This window comes from Streptomyces sp. NPDC032198 (assembly GCF_040636975.1).
Taxonomy (GTDB): Bacteria; Actinomycetota; Actinomycetes; order Streptomycetales; family Streptomycetaceae; genus Streptomyces.
In genome coordinates this window covers 16,587-32,381 of record NZ_JBEZVL010000016.1, presented here as the reverse complement: position 1 = coordinate 32,381, position 15,795 = coordinate 16,587, and the positions used below count along the sequence as shown (strand labels likewise).

Here is a 15,795-nt window from a genome sequence, read left to right as displayed (position 1 = left end):
CCCGTGAACGTTTGGGTGGATCACCAGCGTCCGGCGACAGCGGCGGCGAATGCCTCCGGGTTGTCGAACATGACGTTGTGCCCCGCCTTCGGCACGGCCACCACCCGCACCCCGGATGCCACCAGCTCTTCTGCACCCAGGAGTTCCCCGCTCCGCGCGCCCTGCAAGAAGACACGCTCCGCAGGCAGCTCCATGAGCATCGCGCGCATCGTGGGCCGCGTGCCTCTCACCAGTCCTCTCGCGCTGCGGTGCAGAGCGCGGGGGTCGGCGAGCCGCATGGTCGCCGACCACAGGCGGCCGACTTTGTCGAGCACGCGCGCGTGGCCGTTCGCCACGAAGTCCTCCTCTTCGTAGGCCGCGATACCGCTGCTGCCCGCTGTCACGGCCGGGTCGGGGTCAAGATTGGCCTCGGTGAGGACGAGCCGTGACACCAGGTCGCCGCGTCGGTGCGCGAGCACGATAGCGACGGAGCCGCCCATGCTGTGCGCGACGATCTCCGCTCCGGTCACCTGTGCCTCGCCCAGCACCGCAGCAAGGGCGTCCGCGTGTTCCTCCAGGGAGTAGCCGAAATCCGTCGGGCGGTCACTGATGCCGTGGCCCGGCAGGTCGACGAAGAGTGACCGGCGGCCGACCAGCTCGGGCCGGGCCGCGATGTGCGCGTGATAGACCGTCGACGCCGCGCCGAGCCCGTGCACATACACCCGGGCCGGATCGGATCCCTTGCTCTCCGTCCAGCGGACACAGCTGCCCTGCGCGTCGAACCGTGCCTGTCGCATTGCCACTCTCTCGCTCGCCCACGCTTACTTCCGAGGCAGAATACATCGGCCCCGATGTATTGCGACGGTGAGGTACACCGTCGGTACGGCAGAATGCACGGCATGCTCGAACTGGCCATCCTCGGATTCCTCTACGACGCGCCCCTGCACGGCTATGAGCTGCGCAAGCGCATCACCGCGCTGACCGGGCACGTACGGCCGGTCGCGGAGAGCACGCTGTACCCCGCCATCAAACGGCTGGAGAAGGCCGGTCTGCTGGCCCGTGAGACACAGCCCGGCTCCGTGGCGGCCCCGCGCCATGTCCTGAACCTCACCGAGGAGGGCAGGAACGAACTGCGCCGCAGGCTCACTGAGCCGCAGCGGACCGACATCACCGACGAGAACCGCTGGTTCACGGTCCTCGCCTTTCTCCGCCACGTAGACGACAAGGCGGCCCAGGCCGCGGTTCTCGAGCGCCGACTGGCCTTCCTCGACGAGCCGGCCAGCTTCTTCTACGACGGCGAGCACCCGCTGCGCGCCGAGGAGCTGGACGACCCGTTCCGCCGCGGCATCCTCACCATCGCCCGCGCGACGAGCCGTGCCGAACTCGCCTGGCTGCGGACGACGCTGAGCTCACTCCGCTGAGGGGGCCTCCGCTTCGTCCGTGTGCGCCACCGGGCAGCCTCGAACGCCGGGCGCCGGGAAGGTGCCGAGCTCGCCGACCCGGTACCCCTTCGGGTAACCCTTGATCTCCCAGTTCTGCCGGGCGTAATGGGGCTTGTCACGTGGCGGCAGCAGGCGCACGGCACGGCCGCGCAACCGCACCGCGCGCCTGACCAGCCTGCGGGTGGCGGAGCTCGGCGGTTCGTAGCGGAAGGCGCGCAGGAGCGGCTCGTCGAGCAGGGCGAGGGTCGAGGCACGCAACAAGGGCGCCAGCGGGCGCGGGTACCAGGAGGCCATGAGGTCGAGGGTCGCATCGGAGACCTGTCGCGCGCCCTCGTCCCACGCGAAGTGGGCCTCTTCGTAGGTATCGAGACACTCCTCGAAGGCTTCGTAGGAGTCCGGGATGTCCTGGATCCCCATGTGCCGCCCCAACGTGCGGTAGTAGACAGCGGCCGCGGTCGTCTCGTGGCGGGAGAGCTTGCGCCATCCGTAGGCGTCGATCCAGCGCTTGGGCATCACCACGAACGTGCACAGTACGTAGCGCATGTCGTCATTGCTGATGTCGTAGCTCCGGTGCATCTGATTGATGCGGCGGATCGCGGTGCGGCCTTCGTCCGTGCCGAAGCCGTGCTCCACGACGGTGTCCAGGAGCAAGGCCGTGTCGTCGTACCGCTTCTGCGTACGGCCCGTCAGTTCCGCCGTCTCGGCCAGGAGCCGGCCGATGCTGGGAACGGCGTAGGTGCGGTAGAGCGCGAGTTCGAGAGCGCGGGTGAAATCCCAGGGGAACTCGTACGTCGCGGTGAGCCGGTAGATCGTCAGGGCGTCCTTCTCGGGGTTGAGACGCCGGATTTGCTTGAGCCGGTCATAGCGCTTCACCGCACGGCCCCCCTTCTGTCGCCGGAGCTCCAACTCTACTTTGGAGTACAGCAAGTGAGTGGGCATCAGCGGCAACCGCAACCCGGGGGAAGGTGGCCCACATGTTCGACAAACTCAGCAAGCTGTGGCGTACGGACGAAGCTGTTCGCAGCAAGGCGGAGCGCCCGCACAACCTCTTCGAGGCGGCTGCCGTCTACGTGGCCGCGTGCGTCGAGGACGACCAGGACCGCATGGACCAAGCCACGGGCTGGGTGTCGCCGGAGGCCCTGTCCTTCGGTGTCAGCGAACTCGCCTGCCGAGCCGTCATCGCCCTCGCGCGGGAGCGCGACGAGACACCGAACGACGTGGCGCGTACGCTCCTCGGCCTGCCTGCCGCCTGACGGACTCCGGACAACAGGACTGCCCTCAGGGCGCGCACACGTCCGTGGTCGGCCGACTTCTTGAAAGAAGCACGGCATCACAGGCAGACGGAGTGCGAACTGGCTCTGGGTATGACGGCCGGCATAGGTGTCCGCTACGGGGCGTACGAGCGAGTTTCCCGGTGGGCAGGAGCCCTCTTCCTGGTCACACACCCCTCGACGATCAAGCGGACCTGTGGTTAGGGTGCGCCGACGGATGAAGCGATGGGGAGGCTGGCATGGCCGGAACGGACGACGCAGTCGCCGCCGAGGACGACGCGCTGTACGTGCTGACCGCGGTGCTGCTGACACCCGCGAAGTTCCCGAGCGTGCTCGGTGACGACTATCCGGAGGCGTGCGCGGCCCTGGGGCTCTCGCCGCTCGCGGCCGGGTACGGCCTGGTGCTCGGTCAGGACGGTGAGGGCGCCCGGTGGACCGTGGTCGTCGACGACGTGTCGCTGGTGGCCGTCGCCATCGCCTCCTGGGACTGCGGCATGGAGTACGACCTGTCGCCCGACGAACGTACGGTGGTCGCCGGGCTGCCCGGCTGGCCGCTCGCAGTCGCCGTCGCGGCGCCCAACGTGCCCGCTCCGCACGATCCCGAGCCCGAGGAAGCGGACGAGAAGCCGCTCTCACCTCCGCAGTCCGACACCTGGGGCCCTGCTCAGCGTCGGCTCGGCGCCGACGAGATCGCGCTCCAGTGGGCGGCGTGGCGCGAACGGATCGACGACACCGACTTCTTGACCGACAGTGCCGGGGCGGACGCGACACAGGAGGGCGAGGACGCCGGCCCGGAGAGTGGCGACGCCTCCCAGGCCGGTTCCGATGCCGACGTCGACGCTGATGCCGCTCAGGCTCCCCTCACGGGCGTACGCCGCGTGCTGGCGGAAGCGCGGGCGTACGTGAGCACTCCTCCGCCTCTGGGCCGTGTGCGGTCCTCGTTCGCCTCCGGAGAGGCCCGCATCCTTCGTGCCGACGGTCCTGGCTGGTCCATGGTGGCCAGGACCGACGACATCGCGTTCGTGCTTCTCGACGAAGAGCCGGGCGAGGTGTTGCCGGTGGGCCGCGGCCCCGAACTCCCCTGGCTCCTGGATGCCCTCGACAAGATGGCCGTACGCCCCTCCTGACACGCCTGGCGGCCCTGGTCCCGCGTCACGTCATGGATGCGGCTCGGAGGCGAGGAGGAACGCGGCCATCGCCGTGTCGTGGTCCGCGTGATCGCGCAGTGCCACCAGTTCGGCGCGCCAGGTCTCGTCCCAGGACGCGGCCCGGCCACCGGCACGCACCAGTGCGAGCGCCATCGCTCCGGCCGCCGGGGTCCCCCGCTCGCGCAGCAGACGAGCGGCCGCGAGCAGGGCGTCACGCGCGCGTGGCGTGGGGGCATCGAGATGGAATCCGCTCCCCAGGGGCAACCGTTCGGGGCGTTCCTCGACCAGATCCAACAGCCGCTCCCAGCGCGCCGCATGATGTACGCCGTGGCGCACGGCAGCCAGCGACGTGTCCCACGTCAGGGCCGCCGCGTCGGCATACAGACCCACCGCGTGCAGCGACAGGGCCAAGGCGTCGGCGATGAGGAGCGTGCGGGCGGAGCCCTGGCGGACGCGGATGGCCTCAGCGATTCCGGAGAGGCGACGGAGCGCGTCGGCGCGCACCCGCGGATCCGGCGTGACGGCGAGTTCCTGAAGCCGCCGGATGACGTCCTTCAGGATGGGGCCGCCGACCGGCCCCAGGGGGAACCAGGCCAGCTGCTGTGCGGCCGCGTCCCACTCCCGTCGACGACGGCCCGGGTCCGTGGCGACATCGGCGACGGCCCGCATGGCGTCCGCTGATGCTGGTGTGAGCCAGGCGGGCAGGGCGCGGCACGCGGCGATCACGGTCTCTTCGTCGCCGTCCCTCACCAGTCGGGCCAGGAAGTCCGCGTAGGCCTTCCCCGCAGATTCGCTTACGGGCCCTACGCGCGCGTGGATCACCGCTTCCCGTACGGCGGGTTCGTCCGCCGCCCGAGCCAGGCGGTCCGCGATGGCGGGGCGGTCGATCGCGGCAAGGAGGTGGTGCGCAACGACGGCGCGTACGTCGCGGTGTTGCCGCGGTGTGTCCCAGGCAGCCACCAGCGCGTCGAAGGCCGCAACGCCGGTGAGCGCGCCCAGGGCTCGGACGGCTTCCTTGCGGGAGCCGACGGGCGCATCCGGCGCACAGGCCACGGGGGCGAGCAGGGCGACCGCCTCCGGGTCCGGCACCGCCTCCAGGAGTCGGCGAACGGATGCCATGGCGGCCCGTCCCCGGACGCCGCCCGTCGCGGCGTGCCGCAGCAGGACGGCCAGGAGTGGCTCGGCGGCGGACGGTCGGCCGCCGTGAGCCGCACCGAGGATGTCGCCCAGCGCGCCAAGTGCCGCCGCGGCGACGGGCTGTGGCGCTGATTCCGCGAGCCTGGTCAGCAGCGTGGATTCGCGTACCTGCGCTGCCGCGTCGGCGCGGGTACGCAGGGGAGCCAGCTCGTCGGCTGCCACGCGCGCGTGGTGTTCGTTCCACGCATGGCGTTGTTCGGGCAGCCAGCGGCCGGTGCTGCCCGTATGCAGCCGTGCGGCCCAGGCGACGGCCCGAGGGCGTGTCCGACCGGTGAGCCCTTCCCGGGCGGCGAGCAGCACGGGGTCCAGCAGGTCGGTACGCCGGGTGACGATGGTGCGCAGGATGACCGGCACCGACGCGAACGATGCGTCATGGCTGATCAGTTCGGCGCTGCGTCGCTCCCGCTGTTCCGCGGGACCCGCCCAGGCGGCTGCCGCGCGGGCGGCGATATCCGGGTCGTCGGACTCCCAGGCCATGGCGCGCACCAGGGCGTCGAGGTCCGGCAGCGCGGTGAGGTGCGGCGCGAGGAGTTCCGCGAGGGCGGTGCGGAGCTCGGGGTGCGCCGGTGTGCCCGGCGACGCGGCGGACCAGACGGCGCGTGCCGCTCCCTCTCCGATGCGCAGCGGCGTGACTGTCGTGCGGGAGCGCGGGTCGGACACGACGTGGCAGAGCAAGTCCGTCGCGTAGGCCGCACGGTCGAGCCTGCCGGTCGCCGCGGCGCTCTCCGCGGCGCGGCGGAGCAGCCTTTCCACCGCGGCCAGGGTGTGGCTGGTCGAGTCCCGAGACTGGACGGTGGTCAGTGCCGCGTCGCGCAGGACCCGGTCGGGCAGCGCCGCGAGGAGGCGCGGGGGCGCCCCCGCGAGTTGTCCGAGGGCGGCCCTGCGTACCTCCTCCTGGTCGTGCCAGGCTCGCTCGCAGTCTCCCGCGATCCGGGCGAACTCGGCCGGGTCGCCTTCGAGTTCCGCGCAGGCGAGCAGCGCGGGCCACGCCATCTGGCGCTGGTGGATGCGGTGCTGCCCGGCCATGTCGCGCAGCACCAGCTCGCCCTGAGCGAGTGGGAGCCCGACGGCAAGGCGGCTCAGCGTCCATTCGTGACGCGCGAAGCGCTCCACCCAGGGCATGACGAGCGCCGCTCTGTCGGCCGGTTCCAGGGCCGTGAGTGCGGCCATGGGCAGACTCCGCACCGAGCGGGGTCGGGCGGTGCGTTCTTCGACGAGGCGGCGGCGTTCCCGTGCGGGCAGCAGCGCCAGGAGGCCGTCGGGCTCGATGCCGTGACGCCCCGGTCTCCGGTGGCGTGGCTGCGTCACGGGGCATCGGCGGGCGAGATCCACCAAGTCCGCGGGCGGGAGCGCGCGCAGGGATCGCCTTGTGGCAGGCGGCAACACCCCTGCGCAGATCCGTAGTTCGCGGAGAGAGCCGTCGCGGTCGGGTGGGGTCGCGCGCAGGGTTTCGAGGACCGCGGCCGGACGACACAGCAGCGTGCGGGCCGCTCGCGGGGTCAGGAGATCCGAGGCCTGTGCGAGGAGCAGCAGCCCAACTTCCGGGTCTCGTTCAGCGGCCGCGCTCGCGATCACACGGTCGCGGCCCGTGAAACGAGATCGGTCGCGGGCGGCACGGCTTTCGCCTCGGGTGACGAGAAGTTGAGCCACGGCGAGCGGCGCGGTGCGGGTCAGTGCGCTCAGGACGCTCGTGGGCGGATCGAGGCGGAGGAGCCATGCGCCGACCGTCTCGGCGGGGCATGCGGGCAGAAGCCGGGCGGCGTCCCGTGCGCCGAACCGTTCGTGGACCTCGGGCAGCAGGCGTGCGGCGAGGGTGTGCCGCCGGCTCAGGCGCAGGACGCGGTAGGTCTCGTGCCGTGCCGCCCCGATGTCGCTCAACGCGAGCTGTTCCAGCGCTGCTTCAGGCACGGGAAGCCGGATGGCGGCCGAGAGGGCGCGGCGGCGCAGGAGGGGATCGGTGAGGGCTTCGGCGATGGTGGCCAGGTCGCGCCGGGCGACGGCGAGGAAGAGCCCGGTGTGCCGTTCGTCAGGGGTGCCGGCGGCGAGAGCCGCGCGGAGGGTGCCGTACGCCTCCTCGGTGAGAGCGCGGGCATAGCGGGCGAGGGCGCTCATGCGGGCCGGGAAGGGCAGTGGGTCGAAGTGGTCCTTCAGCCAGGCCGACGTCAGCGGCGCGGGAGTGGGCCGAGGCTGGGGGGACGGCGTCTGCGACGCCTCGTATGCGGCCATCAGCGATCACCGTGGGATCGCTGGGCCTCCTCTCGGAAAGTCATGTGCGTCATGGTCACCGCCGAACTTCTGGGGCGCAATGGGTTTTCCGCTCGCGGTGCCGCCATGGCAGGACCGCGAGCGGAGAAGCCGTCAGCCGCTGCGTGTCGAGCGTCCGCTCAGCGGTGTGGTGCCCGCTGCGGGGCGCCGGGTCAGTGGCCGAGCTCCTTGCGCGAGACGCGGCGCAGCCTGCGCCGCTGTCCGGGGTCGAGGGACAGATAGGCCGCTGCCGGGACCCCGAGCACGATCAAGAGGGCGGCCCACCAGGGCAGCCAGATCAACAGGATGAGGCCGGCCGCCACACCTCCTGCGGCGATCTTCGCGTTCTTCGACATGTGTGTGTCGCCTCCTTCGCGGCTGCTGCCGCTCTCTGTCTTGAGAAACGGGCTCGGACCGCCCACGGTTCCAGATGCTCCCCTGATAGATCCCTGAGGGGCGACCCTGACGTAACCCTGAGGCACGCGGCGCGTCCGTGCGGCTACTCGACCCTCAGCGGCTCGCCGACCTCGTACATGTGGCGCAGTACCTGTCGGTAGGAGTCGATGAATCCGGCCTCGGTGTACGGCATGCCCAGCTCGGCGCAGTGGGCGCGGACCAGGGGCTGGGCGCGCCGCAGGCTGGGGCGGGGCATGCTCGGGAACAGGTGGTGCTCGATTTGGTAGTTGAGTCCGCCCAGGAACCAGTCGGTCAGCGCGCTGCCACGGATGTTGCGCGAGGTGAGGACCTGGCGGCTGAGGTGACCCCATCGTTCCCCGTCGGGGTCGGGCATCTCCATGCCCTTGTGGTTGGGCGCGAAGGCCAGGCCGAGGTGCAGGCCGAAGAGCGCCTGATGGATGGCGGCGAAGGCGAGGGCGTGACCCACCGGCATGGTGACGAGCAGGAGCGTCAGGTATCCGACGAGGTGCGCCACCAGGAGGAAGCCCTCAACGACGCGTTCGCGCGGTGCCTGGCGCCGCAGGTCCTGGAAACCGTAGATCTTCATGGCGATGCCCTGGAGCAGCGTCAGCGGGAAGAACAGCCAGGCCTGGTTGCGGGTGAGCCAGCGCTGGAAGCCCACGCGGACCTTGGCCTGCTTGCTGGTCCAGACGAGGACGTTCGCTGCGACGTCGGGGTCCTTGTCGAGGTGATTGGGGTTGGCGTGGTGGCGGTTGTGCTTGTCGTTCCACCACGCCGAGCTCATGCCGAGCAGGAGGTTTCCATGGATGAGCCCGATGGCGCGGCTCACGCCGCGGTCGCCGGTGATCTGGGAATGGCCCGCGTCATGGCCTATGAACGCCGTGCGGGCGCACAGGACGGCCAGGACGGGCGCGAGGAGCAGTACCCACCAGGTGCCGCCGATGAGGAACATGCCCGTCACCACGGCGGCCAGTGCCATGGTGTTGATCGCGATGGTGCGTGCGTACCAGCCGGTGCGGCGACCCAGGAGCCCCTGCTGCTTGACGGTGCGCAGGAGAGGCGCGAAGTCGCTCCCGGCGGGCTGCCGTGTGGTGGTGCCTGGGGAACGCTCCGCGACTGCTGCGGCGGCCTGGGACATGGTGAGGTCTCCGGTCTCTGACTGGATCGGGCTGACGTGGCACAACGTATGAGCCCGTGACCTGGGGCAACCATGGCGCCTTCACCCCTCTTGGGAGGGGGCCAGCACCGCCCGGGAGGGGGGTTAGCTACACCCCCGCCCGCGAGTGAGGTGGATCACTTGGCAATCGCTCACGTCTTGGGGGCGACGTGCTGTACTCTCGGCCGCTCCAGACCCAGTAGTCAAGTTTGAGGAATGCGCCATCGCCGTGCCCAGGCCCCCTGCCGCGTCATCTTCCGAGATCTCTGAACTCTCCCGCTGCTCCGTCCTGTTCGTATCCGCCGACCCGGCACGCACCGGCCGGGTCGCCTTCTGGCGTCCTGAAGGTGAAGCGCCGCCCTCTTGCTTCGCGGGCACCGTCGAAGAGCTGACCGTCGCGCTGCCCGCCGACGACGGCGCCCGGCTCAGCGAGGTATCCGCAGTGGTCCTTCCGATGCGCGCGGCTCTGCCGGTCCTGACACGCGCGCGTGCGGCGGAGGGCGTTCACCCGACGGTTGCGTTCTGGGGTACGGCAGGCCTGCTGGCACTGCAACTCGCGGCGCGCGGGCTGCTGTTGCCCGGACTGACGCCGAGTGATCACGACGCATGGCGGTCGGGTCCGCTGGGCGCCGACGATCTACGACGCCTGCGCGACCTCGCCGCCGCGATGCCCCCCGCCGCGCATGCCCTTCCTTTGGAGGGCGGCTCCGGGCCTCTGCGGCTGCCGGAACCCGAGCGACTGCTGCGCCAGTTCCTGGACGCGGTGGCCGACACGCTGCCGCGCTCCCCCGCCGCATCGCTGGCCGCGGGCGCTCCCGCCTTCGCCTCTCCGAAGCCCCAGCACATCCCCGAGCAACGCCCCTGGGCCACCGATGTCGCCGCCGGGCACGACGCCGGCGTACGGATCTCGCTGCGCGTCGAAGTGCCCGGCCTGGTGTCGGACACCTCCGACGGGGCCCGGCTGCCGTTCCGTGCCGTGCTGCAGATGCATAGCGTCAGCGACCCCTCGCTCGTCGCCGATGCGGCCGAGGCGTGGGCCGGTGCCGGCGCCTCGGGACAGGCCTTCGGGTCACGGTCGCGGATGGACGCCCTGCTCGCACTGCGACGCGCCACGCGCGCGTGGCCGCCGCTCGCCCCGCTGCTCTCGGCCACCGTCCCCGATGCGATCGAGCTCGCCGACGAGGAAGTCACCTCGCTCCTGGGCGAGGGCGCCCGCCTGCTCGCCACCGCGGGTGTCGACGTGCACTGGCCCAGGGAGCTGGCACGCAATCTCACCGCCCGCGCGGTCATCGGCCCGCCCGACGACGAGACCAAGGAGCCCGACAAGGCGTCGTCGGACACGCCGTCGTACCTCTCCGCCGACGCGTTGCTCACCTTCAACTGGCGGTTCGCGCTGGGCGGTCAGCAGCTGTCCCGCGCAGAGCTCGACCGTCTCGCCGAAGCCAACCGTCCCGTGGTGCGCCTGCGCGACCAGTGGGTGCTCATCGACCCCGAAGAGGCACGGCGCGCTCGCGACCACCAGGACCACAAGGTCACGCCGATCGACGCTCTGAGCGCCGTCCTGACGGGCACCACCGAAGTGGCCGGGCGGCAAGTGGACGTCCAGCCGACGGGTTGGCTCGCCACCCTGCGCGAACGCCTTGCGGACCCCGAGGGCATGGAGCCCGTCGGCCAGCCCGAAGCGCTCGCCGCGGACCTGCGCGACTACCAACTGCGCGGCCTGAACTGGCTGGCCCGGATGACCTCTCTCGGCCTGGGCGGCTGCCTCGCGGACGACATGGGCCTCGGCAAGACGATCACGCTCATCTCCCTGCACCTGCACCGGCAGACCGACAGCGAGTCCGCCGGACCCACCCTCGTCGTCTGTCCCACGTCCCTCATGGGCAACTGGCAGCGCGAGATCGAGAAGTTCGCCCCCGGCACCCCCGTACGCCGCTTCCACGGCGCTCAGCGCAGCCTGGAGGACCTCACCGACGGGGAGTTCGTGCTCACCACGTACGGCACGATGCGACTCGACGCGAAAAGCCTGGCGCACGCCCCTTGGGGCATGGTCGTCGCCGACGAGGCCCAGCACGTCAAGAACCCGTACTCGGCCACGGCCAAACAGCTGCGCACCATCGGCGCACGCGCGCGCGTGGCGCTCACCGGTACCCCCGTGGAGAACAACCTCTCCGAGCTGTGGGCCATCCTCGACTGGACGACCCCCGGCCTGCTCGGCAAGCTCGGCACCTTCCGCACCCGCTATGCCCAGGCCGTCGAAAGCGGCAAGGACCCGGCGGCGGCCGAGCGGCTCGGCCAGCTCGTACGGCCCTTCCTCCTGCGCAGGCGCAAGTCCGACCCGGGCATCGCACCCGAACTGCCGCCCAAGACGGAGACCGACCGCGCCGTGTCTCTCACCACGGAACAGACAGGTCTCTACGAAGCCGTGGTGCGGGAGACGCTCGCCGAGATCTCCGGCGCCGATGGCTTCACCCGACGCGGTCTGATCGTCAAGCTGCTCACCGGTCTCAAGCAGATCTGCAATCACCCCGCGCAGTACCTCAAGGAGGACAAGCCGCGGATCGAGGGCCGTTCCGGCAAGCTGGAACTCCTCGACGAGCTGCTCGACACGATCCTCTCCGAAGACGCGAGCGTGCTCATCTTCACCCAGTACGTCCAGATGGCGCGCCTCATCGAACAGCACCTGGCAGCCCGTGGCACCCCGACCCAGTTCCTGCACGGCGGTACACCCATCGCGGCGCGCGAGGCAATGGTGGAGCGCTTCCAGGACGGCGAAGTCCCGGTCTTCCTGCTGTCGTTGAAGGCGGCGGGAACCGGTCTGAATCTGACGCGGGCCGAGCACGTCGTGCACTACGACCGCTGGTGGAACCCCGCCGTCGAAGCACAGGCCACCGACCGGGCGTACCGCATCGGGCAGACGCAGCCGGTGCAGGTGCACCGGCTGATCGCGGAGGGGACGATCGAGGATCGCATCGCCGACATGCTGCTGCGCAAGCGGGAGCTGGCCGACTCGGTGCTCGGTTCCGGCGAGGCGGCGCTGACGGAACTCACCGACGCCGAACTGTCCGATCTGGTGGAGTTGCGAGGGGGGACTCGATGAGCGACGACCTGTACGACGAGCCGAACGGCCAGAGCCCTGGGGACGGCCGTCACGAGGAAGGCGTGGGCGAGCACGAGCGCACCTTCGCCGCGCTGCCGGCCACGCACGGTCGTGGGTTCGCGCAGAGCTGGTGGGGCCAGGCCTGGCTGAAGGCGCTTGAAGACACGGCGCTGGACCTCCAGCAGTTGAAGGCCGGACGCAGGCTCGCGCGCGTGGGAGCGGTGGGCGCGGTCTCGGTGCGCCCTGGCCGCATCACCGCGGTCGTCCAGGACCCTGACGGCACCGCGCACCGCTCCGATGTGCTGCTGCAGCGGCTCAGCGAGGACGAATGGGACCGCTTCCTGGGCATGGCCGTCGAGCGAGCCGGACACATCGCTGCGCTGCTCGACCGTGAGATGCCGCCGCACCTGGTGGAGGACGCGGCGGCAGCGGGTGTCGAACTCCTGCCCGGCATCGGCGACCTGGAGCCGGAGTGCGACTGCGACGCATGGGACCACTGCGGGCACACCGCCGCGCTCTGCTACCAGGTGGCCCGGCTGCTTGACCAGGATCCGTTCGTGCTTTTCCTGATGCGTGGCCGTGCGGAGCGCGGGCTACTTGACGAGCTGCAGGTACGCAGCGTGGCGCAAGCGGAGGCCGAGGAGACGCTGGCCGAGGATCAGGAAGGGGCCCAGGAGGGCGTGTACGCCGACGAGGCGTACGCGGAGGGGGACATCCTGACCCCGTTGCCCGACCTGCCGCCGCTGCCGCCTGAGCCGGGTCTGCCGCCTTCCCTCGACACGGAGGCGGAGCCCGCGCCCGGCCTCGACGTGGCGGCCCTCGAGTTCCTTGCGGCGCAGGCAGCCGTGGAGGCGCACCGGATGCTGGCCGAGGCGCTCTCCCCAGGGCACGAACAGCAGCCGATAGGGGACGAATTGACGCCGGACGAGGATGCCGTGCGCCTCGCCGCCACGGCTCCGGCGTCGGTAACCGCCCGCCTCGCGACCGCCGCGGGCCGCGGCAAGGACGGCCTCGCGCTGGCCGTCCGGGCCTGGAGGTACGGAGGTCCTGCCGCACTGTTCGTCCTGGAGGAGGAGTGGACGCCTGAGGCGGACGCGCTGGCGCGCGCGCGTGCGGCGCTGGACGCGGCCTGGGACGACGGGGAGCGTCCGCAGCTGCGGGCTGCCCGTAATCGCTGGACCGTGGTCGGTGGCGACGCCCAGCTGCGGCACGGCGCCGATGGCCGCTGGTGGCCGTACCGCAAGGAGCGCGGCCGCTGGACCCCGGCGGGCCCCGCGGCCCACGACCCCGCGACGGCCCTGGCCGTGGTGACCGGCGGCGAGTAGTGCGGGCAGGTCCGGTGCGAGCGGCCACACGCCCGCACCGGGCACGGGCCACAGGCTCAGCCTCCCCACCCCGGCCACCCGAAGCCGCTCGCTCCCCGACGCGTGAACGCCCCCTTCCACACGGCCGGAATGCGCGCGGCGGTCACCGGCGTATCCACGCCGCACACGCACGCGCCGGGAACACCGGCGCGTGCACTCCCCCTGCCCAGCGATTGAGCGCGGGCATGACACCCGGGAGGGTGGATCACACCGGTTCCGGGGGATCCGACCGCGACTGGCATCCCCCGTCCCGCAGGGCCCCGGAGTGATGGAGTACGTCAGCGCGATCCAGCCGAAGGGGGACGACAGGGCCAGGTGCCCAACTGCCGCTGACCGGCCCGTGGGTGCCGGCGGCGCCTCCTGTCCCCTCGCGGGAGGCGCCGTCAGCACGCCCCCTCACGTTCACCTTCCTGCCTCCCTGTGTTCGCGGCGACGGCGAAGTCTGATCGCTGTCACCGAACACTTGCGCCCCTGGAGGCACCATGTCCCCGCACGCCGCCCGTAAGCGTCGCGTCCGCCGATCCGTTGCCGCGGGTGTGCCGATCGCCGTGCTCGCCGCGATCGCGGTGACCGGAACCGCCATGGGCGCCCAGACCGGCGGCAAGGAGAAGGCGCCTCGGATCACCTCGACGGCGACGCTTGGCGACGTACCTCTGGGGACGTTCAGCAACTCCTTGCTGCCCGGCACGGTGAGCGACGACCGCAGTGTGGATCTCGGCGGTATCGGCAGTGACATCTACCCTGCGGGCCGCAAGGGCGAGTTCTGGACGGTCACCGACCGTGGGCCCAACGGCCAGATCAAGGTGGACGGCAAGAAGCGGCGCACCTTCCCCGTCCCCGGCTTCGATCCGGCGATCGTGAAGATCCGCGTCTCCGGTGACACGGTGAAGGTCATCGACGCGCTCCCGCTGACGACTTCCTCCGGCAAGCCCGTGACGGGACTGCCCAACCAGAAGGGACGCGATGAGGCGCCGTACACCTGCGACGCCAAGACGGCGCTGACCTATGACCCGAACGGCCTCGACACCGAGGGCATCGTGCGGGCGCACGACGGCAGTTTCTGGCTGGTCGACGAGTACGGCCCCTCACTCGTCCACGTCTCCGCGCGCGGGAAGGTGCTCAAGCGCTACGTCCCCGACGGCCTGAAGCTGTCGGGCGCCGACTATCCGGTCGTCGAGGCGCTTCCGGGCGTCCTGCTGCACCGCAAGGGGAACCGCGGCTTCGAGGGGCTCGCCCAACTCCCGGGCGGGGATCTGGTGATGGCAGTCCAGAGCCCGCTGTCCTTGCCGGACGAGGACGCGGGTGAGGCATCGCGCACGACGCGGCTGCTGCGCTTCTCGCCGAAGAAGCAGGCAGTCACCGCCGAGTACGCGTACCGCTTCGACGCGGTGGACGTCGTCGACCCGGGCGAGGACGACACGTCCGAGCTGAAGATCTCCTCCGTGGTGGCCGTGGGGCGTGACCGGCTCCTGGTGGAGGAGCGAACCGACAAGGCCGCGCGACTGCAGACGGTGAAGCTGGACCGCCGAGCCGACATCCTCGGCGACCAGTGGGACGACGCGGCCACGAAGCCTTCCCTGGAGCAGCTCGACGACCCGGCGGCCTCCGGAGTGCCCGTCCTGAAGAAGCGCCTGCTGGTCGACCTGGGCGGTATCGACGGTATACCCGACAAGATCGAGGGCGTGGCCCGCGTGAACGGTCACGCCCTCGCCCTGATCAATGACAACGACTTCGGGATGACGGACGGGGCGGAGGCGTTCGACAAGGAGGGCCGACTCGTGGACAGCGGCGTGGAGACCACGGTGACGTACGTGCGGCTGCCGAAGGGCATCTGAGTGCACGCCCACTCCCCGTGCAACGCGCCGATCACGACTCCGGGTTGATGACGTCCGCCCTCAGGAAGTAGTAGGGCGCTTCACCGCCCGCAGTGTCCGCGCGTGAAGGGACCAGCGAGTCGAGGCCGCTCGGCAGTTCGCTCGGCAGATTGCTGGGCACGTCCGACGGCAGGCCGCTGGGCAGATTCGAGGGCGCCTCCGTCGGCAGCTCAGAAGGGATCTTCGACGGGATGCTCAGCGAGGGGGTGGGCTTGCCGTCCGAGCTCTTGCTGCTCTCGGAGGGGCCCTTCTTGTCCCCGGAGCCGTCGCCACTGGTGACCACCAGGATCACGGCGACGACGGCTCCGATCGCGAGGAGCACCGCTAGCAGGATGAACGGCCCGCCCCGCCGCCCTGACGGCCCACCTCGGGGCGGAGTGGGCGGGAATCCGCCCCCGTCAGGGGGCACACCGCCGCCTCCCGCAGGAGGCCACCCCCGCCGCCCGGTGGTGGCCCGTACCCTCCGCCGGGTGGTCCGTAACCACCACCCCCGGGTGGTCCGTAGCCGCCGTCGCCCGGAGGGGGCGAGTCACCCGGCGGAGGGGGAGGCGGTGGCGGTACGAGTGGCATGGCCATACCGTCAAGAGTCGCCTCGAAAGGGTC

12 protein-coding genes are annotated in these 15,795 nt (G+C 71.1%); 6 read left to right on the top strand and 6 right to left on the bottom strand.

The window, feature by feature from the left end; genetic code table 11:
- Window positions 1–20: 20 nt before the first annotated feature.
- Window positions 21–776: an alpha/beta hydrolase gene (locus tag AB0E78_RS34720; protein ID WP_361841340.1), complete on the bottom strand. Its 756-nt coding sequence runs from the start codon at window positions 774–776 to the stop codon at window positions 21–23.
- Between the two features lie 102 nt (window positions 777–878).
- Here AB0E78_RS34720 and AB0E78_RS34715 point away from each other — a divergent pair, with 102 nt between their 5' ends.
- Window positions 879–1,400, top strand: a complete 522-nt coding sequence (locus AB0E78_RS34715; protein ID WP_361841338.1) for a PadR family transcriptional regulator — start codon at window positions 879–881, stop codon at window positions 1,398–1,400.
- On the opposite strand, the gene AB0E78_RS34710 is transcribed toward AB0E78_RS34715, so the two are convergent.
- A complete protein-coding gene (locus tag AB0E78_RS34710; protein WP_361841335.1) occupies window positions 1,389–2,294 on the bottom strand; it encodes an oxygenase MpaB family protein in 906 nt (301 codons plus the stop codon). The genes AB0E78_RS34715 and AB0E78_RS34710 overlap by 12 nt on opposite strands.
- Window positions 2,295–2,395: 101 nt before the next feature.
- On the opposite strand from AB0E78_RS34710, the gene AB0E78_RS34705 reads away from it, so the two are divergent.
- Entirely contained in the window at window positions 2,396–2,674 is a 279-nt protein-coding gene (locus AB0E78_RS34705; RefSeq protein WP_361841332.1) for a hypothetical protein, read from the top strand.
- 257 nt (window positions 2,675–2,931) lie between these two features.
- Window positions 2,932–3,819 carry a hypothetical protein gene (locus AB0E78_RS34700; RefSeq protein ID WP_361841330.1) on the top strand — a complete coding sequence of 296 codons (888 nt, stop codon included), beginning with the start codon at window positions 2,932–2,934 and terminating at the stop codon, window positions 3,817–3,819.
- A 30-nt stretch (window positions 3,820–3,849) separates the two neighbouring features.
- On the opposite strand, the gene AB0E78_RS34695 is transcribed toward AB0E78_RS34700, so the two are convergent.
- The 3 genes from AB0E78_RS34695 to AB0E78_RS34685 form a co-directional block, all read right to left on the bottom strand.
- A complete protein-coding gene (locus AB0E78_RS34695; RefSeq protein ID WP_361841327.1) occupies window positions 3,850–7,263 on the bottom strand; it encodes a hypothetical protein in 3,414 nt (1,137 codons plus the stop codon).
- Window positions 7,264–7,454: 191 nt separating this feature from the next.
- Window positions 7,455–7,637: a hypothetical protein gene (locus AB0E78_RS34690; protein ID WP_361841325.1), complete on the bottom strand. Its 183-nt coding sequence runs from the start codon at window positions 7,635–7,637 to the stop codon at window positions 7,455–7,457.
- A 143-nt stretch (window positions 7,638–7,780) separates the two neighbouring features.
- Window positions 7,781–8,836, bottom strand: coding sequence for an acyl-CoA desaturase (locus AB0E78_RS34685; protein WP_361841323.1), 1,056 nt, complete (start codon window positions 8,834–8,836; stop codon window positions 7,781–7,783).
- Between the two features lie 247 nt (window positions 8,837–9,083).
- Here AB0E78_RS34685 and AB0E78_RS34680 point away from each other — a divergent pair, with 247 nt between their 5' ends.
- From AB0E78_RS34680 to AB0E78_RS34670, 3 genes are all read left to right on the top strand, one after another.
- Window positions 9,084–11,954: a DEAD/DEAH box helicase gene (locus tag AB0E78_RS34680; protein WP_361841320.1), complete on the top strand. Its 2,871-nt coding sequence runs from the start codon at window positions 9,084–9,086 to the stop codon at window positions 11,952–11,954.
- Window positions 11,951–13,279, top strand: coding sequence for an SWF or SNF family helicase (locus AB0E78_RS34675; RefSeq protein ID WP_361841318.1), 1,329 nt, complete (start codon window positions 11,951–11,953; stop codon window positions 13,277–13,279). Before AB0E78_RS34680 ends, AB0E78_RS34675 begins: the two co-directional genes overlap by 4 nt.
- Before the next feature lie 521 nt (window positions 13,280–13,800).
- A complete protein-coding gene (locus tag AB0E78_RS34670) occupies window positions 13,801–15,153 on the top strand; it encodes an esterase-like activity of phytase family protein (RefSeq protein ID WP_361841315.1) in 1,353 nt (450 codons plus the stop codon).
- A gap of 31 nt (window positions 15,154–15,184) precedes the next feature.
- Here the strand turns inward: AB0E78_RS34670 and AB0E78_RS34665 are convergent, their stop codons facing one another.
- Window positions 15,185–15,514 (bottom strand): PT domain-containing protein, encoded by a 330-nt coding sequence (locus AB0E78_RS34665; RefSeq protein WP_361841312.1) that lies wholly within the window; start codon window positions 15,512–15,514, stop codon window positions 15,185–15,187.
- Window positions 15,515–15,795: the final 281 nt, after the last annotated feature.

What these genes read in the sequence shown, in the direction of transcription:
- AB0E78_RS34695 (WP_361841327.1), bottom strand. Translation starts at nt 7,263, where the DNA reads ATGGCCGCATACGAGGCGTCGCAGACGCCGTCCCCCCAGCCTCGGCCC.
- AB0E78_RS34720 (WP_361841340.1), bottom strand. Translation starts at nt 776, where the DNA reads ATGCGACAGGCACGGTTCGACGCGCAGGGCAGCTGTGTCCGCTGGACG.
- AB0E78_RS34715 (WP_361841338.1), top strand. Translation starts at nt 879, where the DNA reads ATGCTCGAACTGGCCATCCTCGGATTCCTCTACGACGCGCCCCTGCAC.
- AB0E78_RS34690 (WP_361841325.1), bottom strand. Translation starts at nt 7,637, where the DNA reads ATGTCGAAGAACGCGAAGATCGCCGCAGGAGGTGTGGCGGCCGGCCTC.
- AB0E78_RS34685 (WP_361841323.1), bottom strand. Translation starts at nt 8,836, where the DNA reads ATGTCCCAGGCCGCCGCAGCAGTCGCGGAGCGTTCCCCAGGCACCACC.
- AB0E78_RS34705 (WP_361841332.1), top strand. Translation starts at nt 2,396, where the DNA reads ATGTTCGACAAACTCAGCAAGCTGTGGCGTACGGACGAAGCTGTTCGC.
- AB0E78_RS34670 (WP_361841315.1), top strand. Translation starts at nt 13,801, where the DNA reads ATGTCCCCGCACGCCGCCCGTAAGCGTCGCGTCCGCCGATCCGTTGCC.
- AB0E78_RS34700 (WP_361841330.1), top strand. Translation starts at nt 2,932, where the DNA reads ATGGCCGGAACGGACGACGCAGTCGCCGCCGAGGACGACGCGCTGTAC.
- AB0E78_RS34675 (WP_361841318.1), top strand. Translation starts at nt 11,951, where the DNA reads ATGAGCGACGACCTGTACGACGAGCCGAACGGCCAGAGCCCTGGGGAC.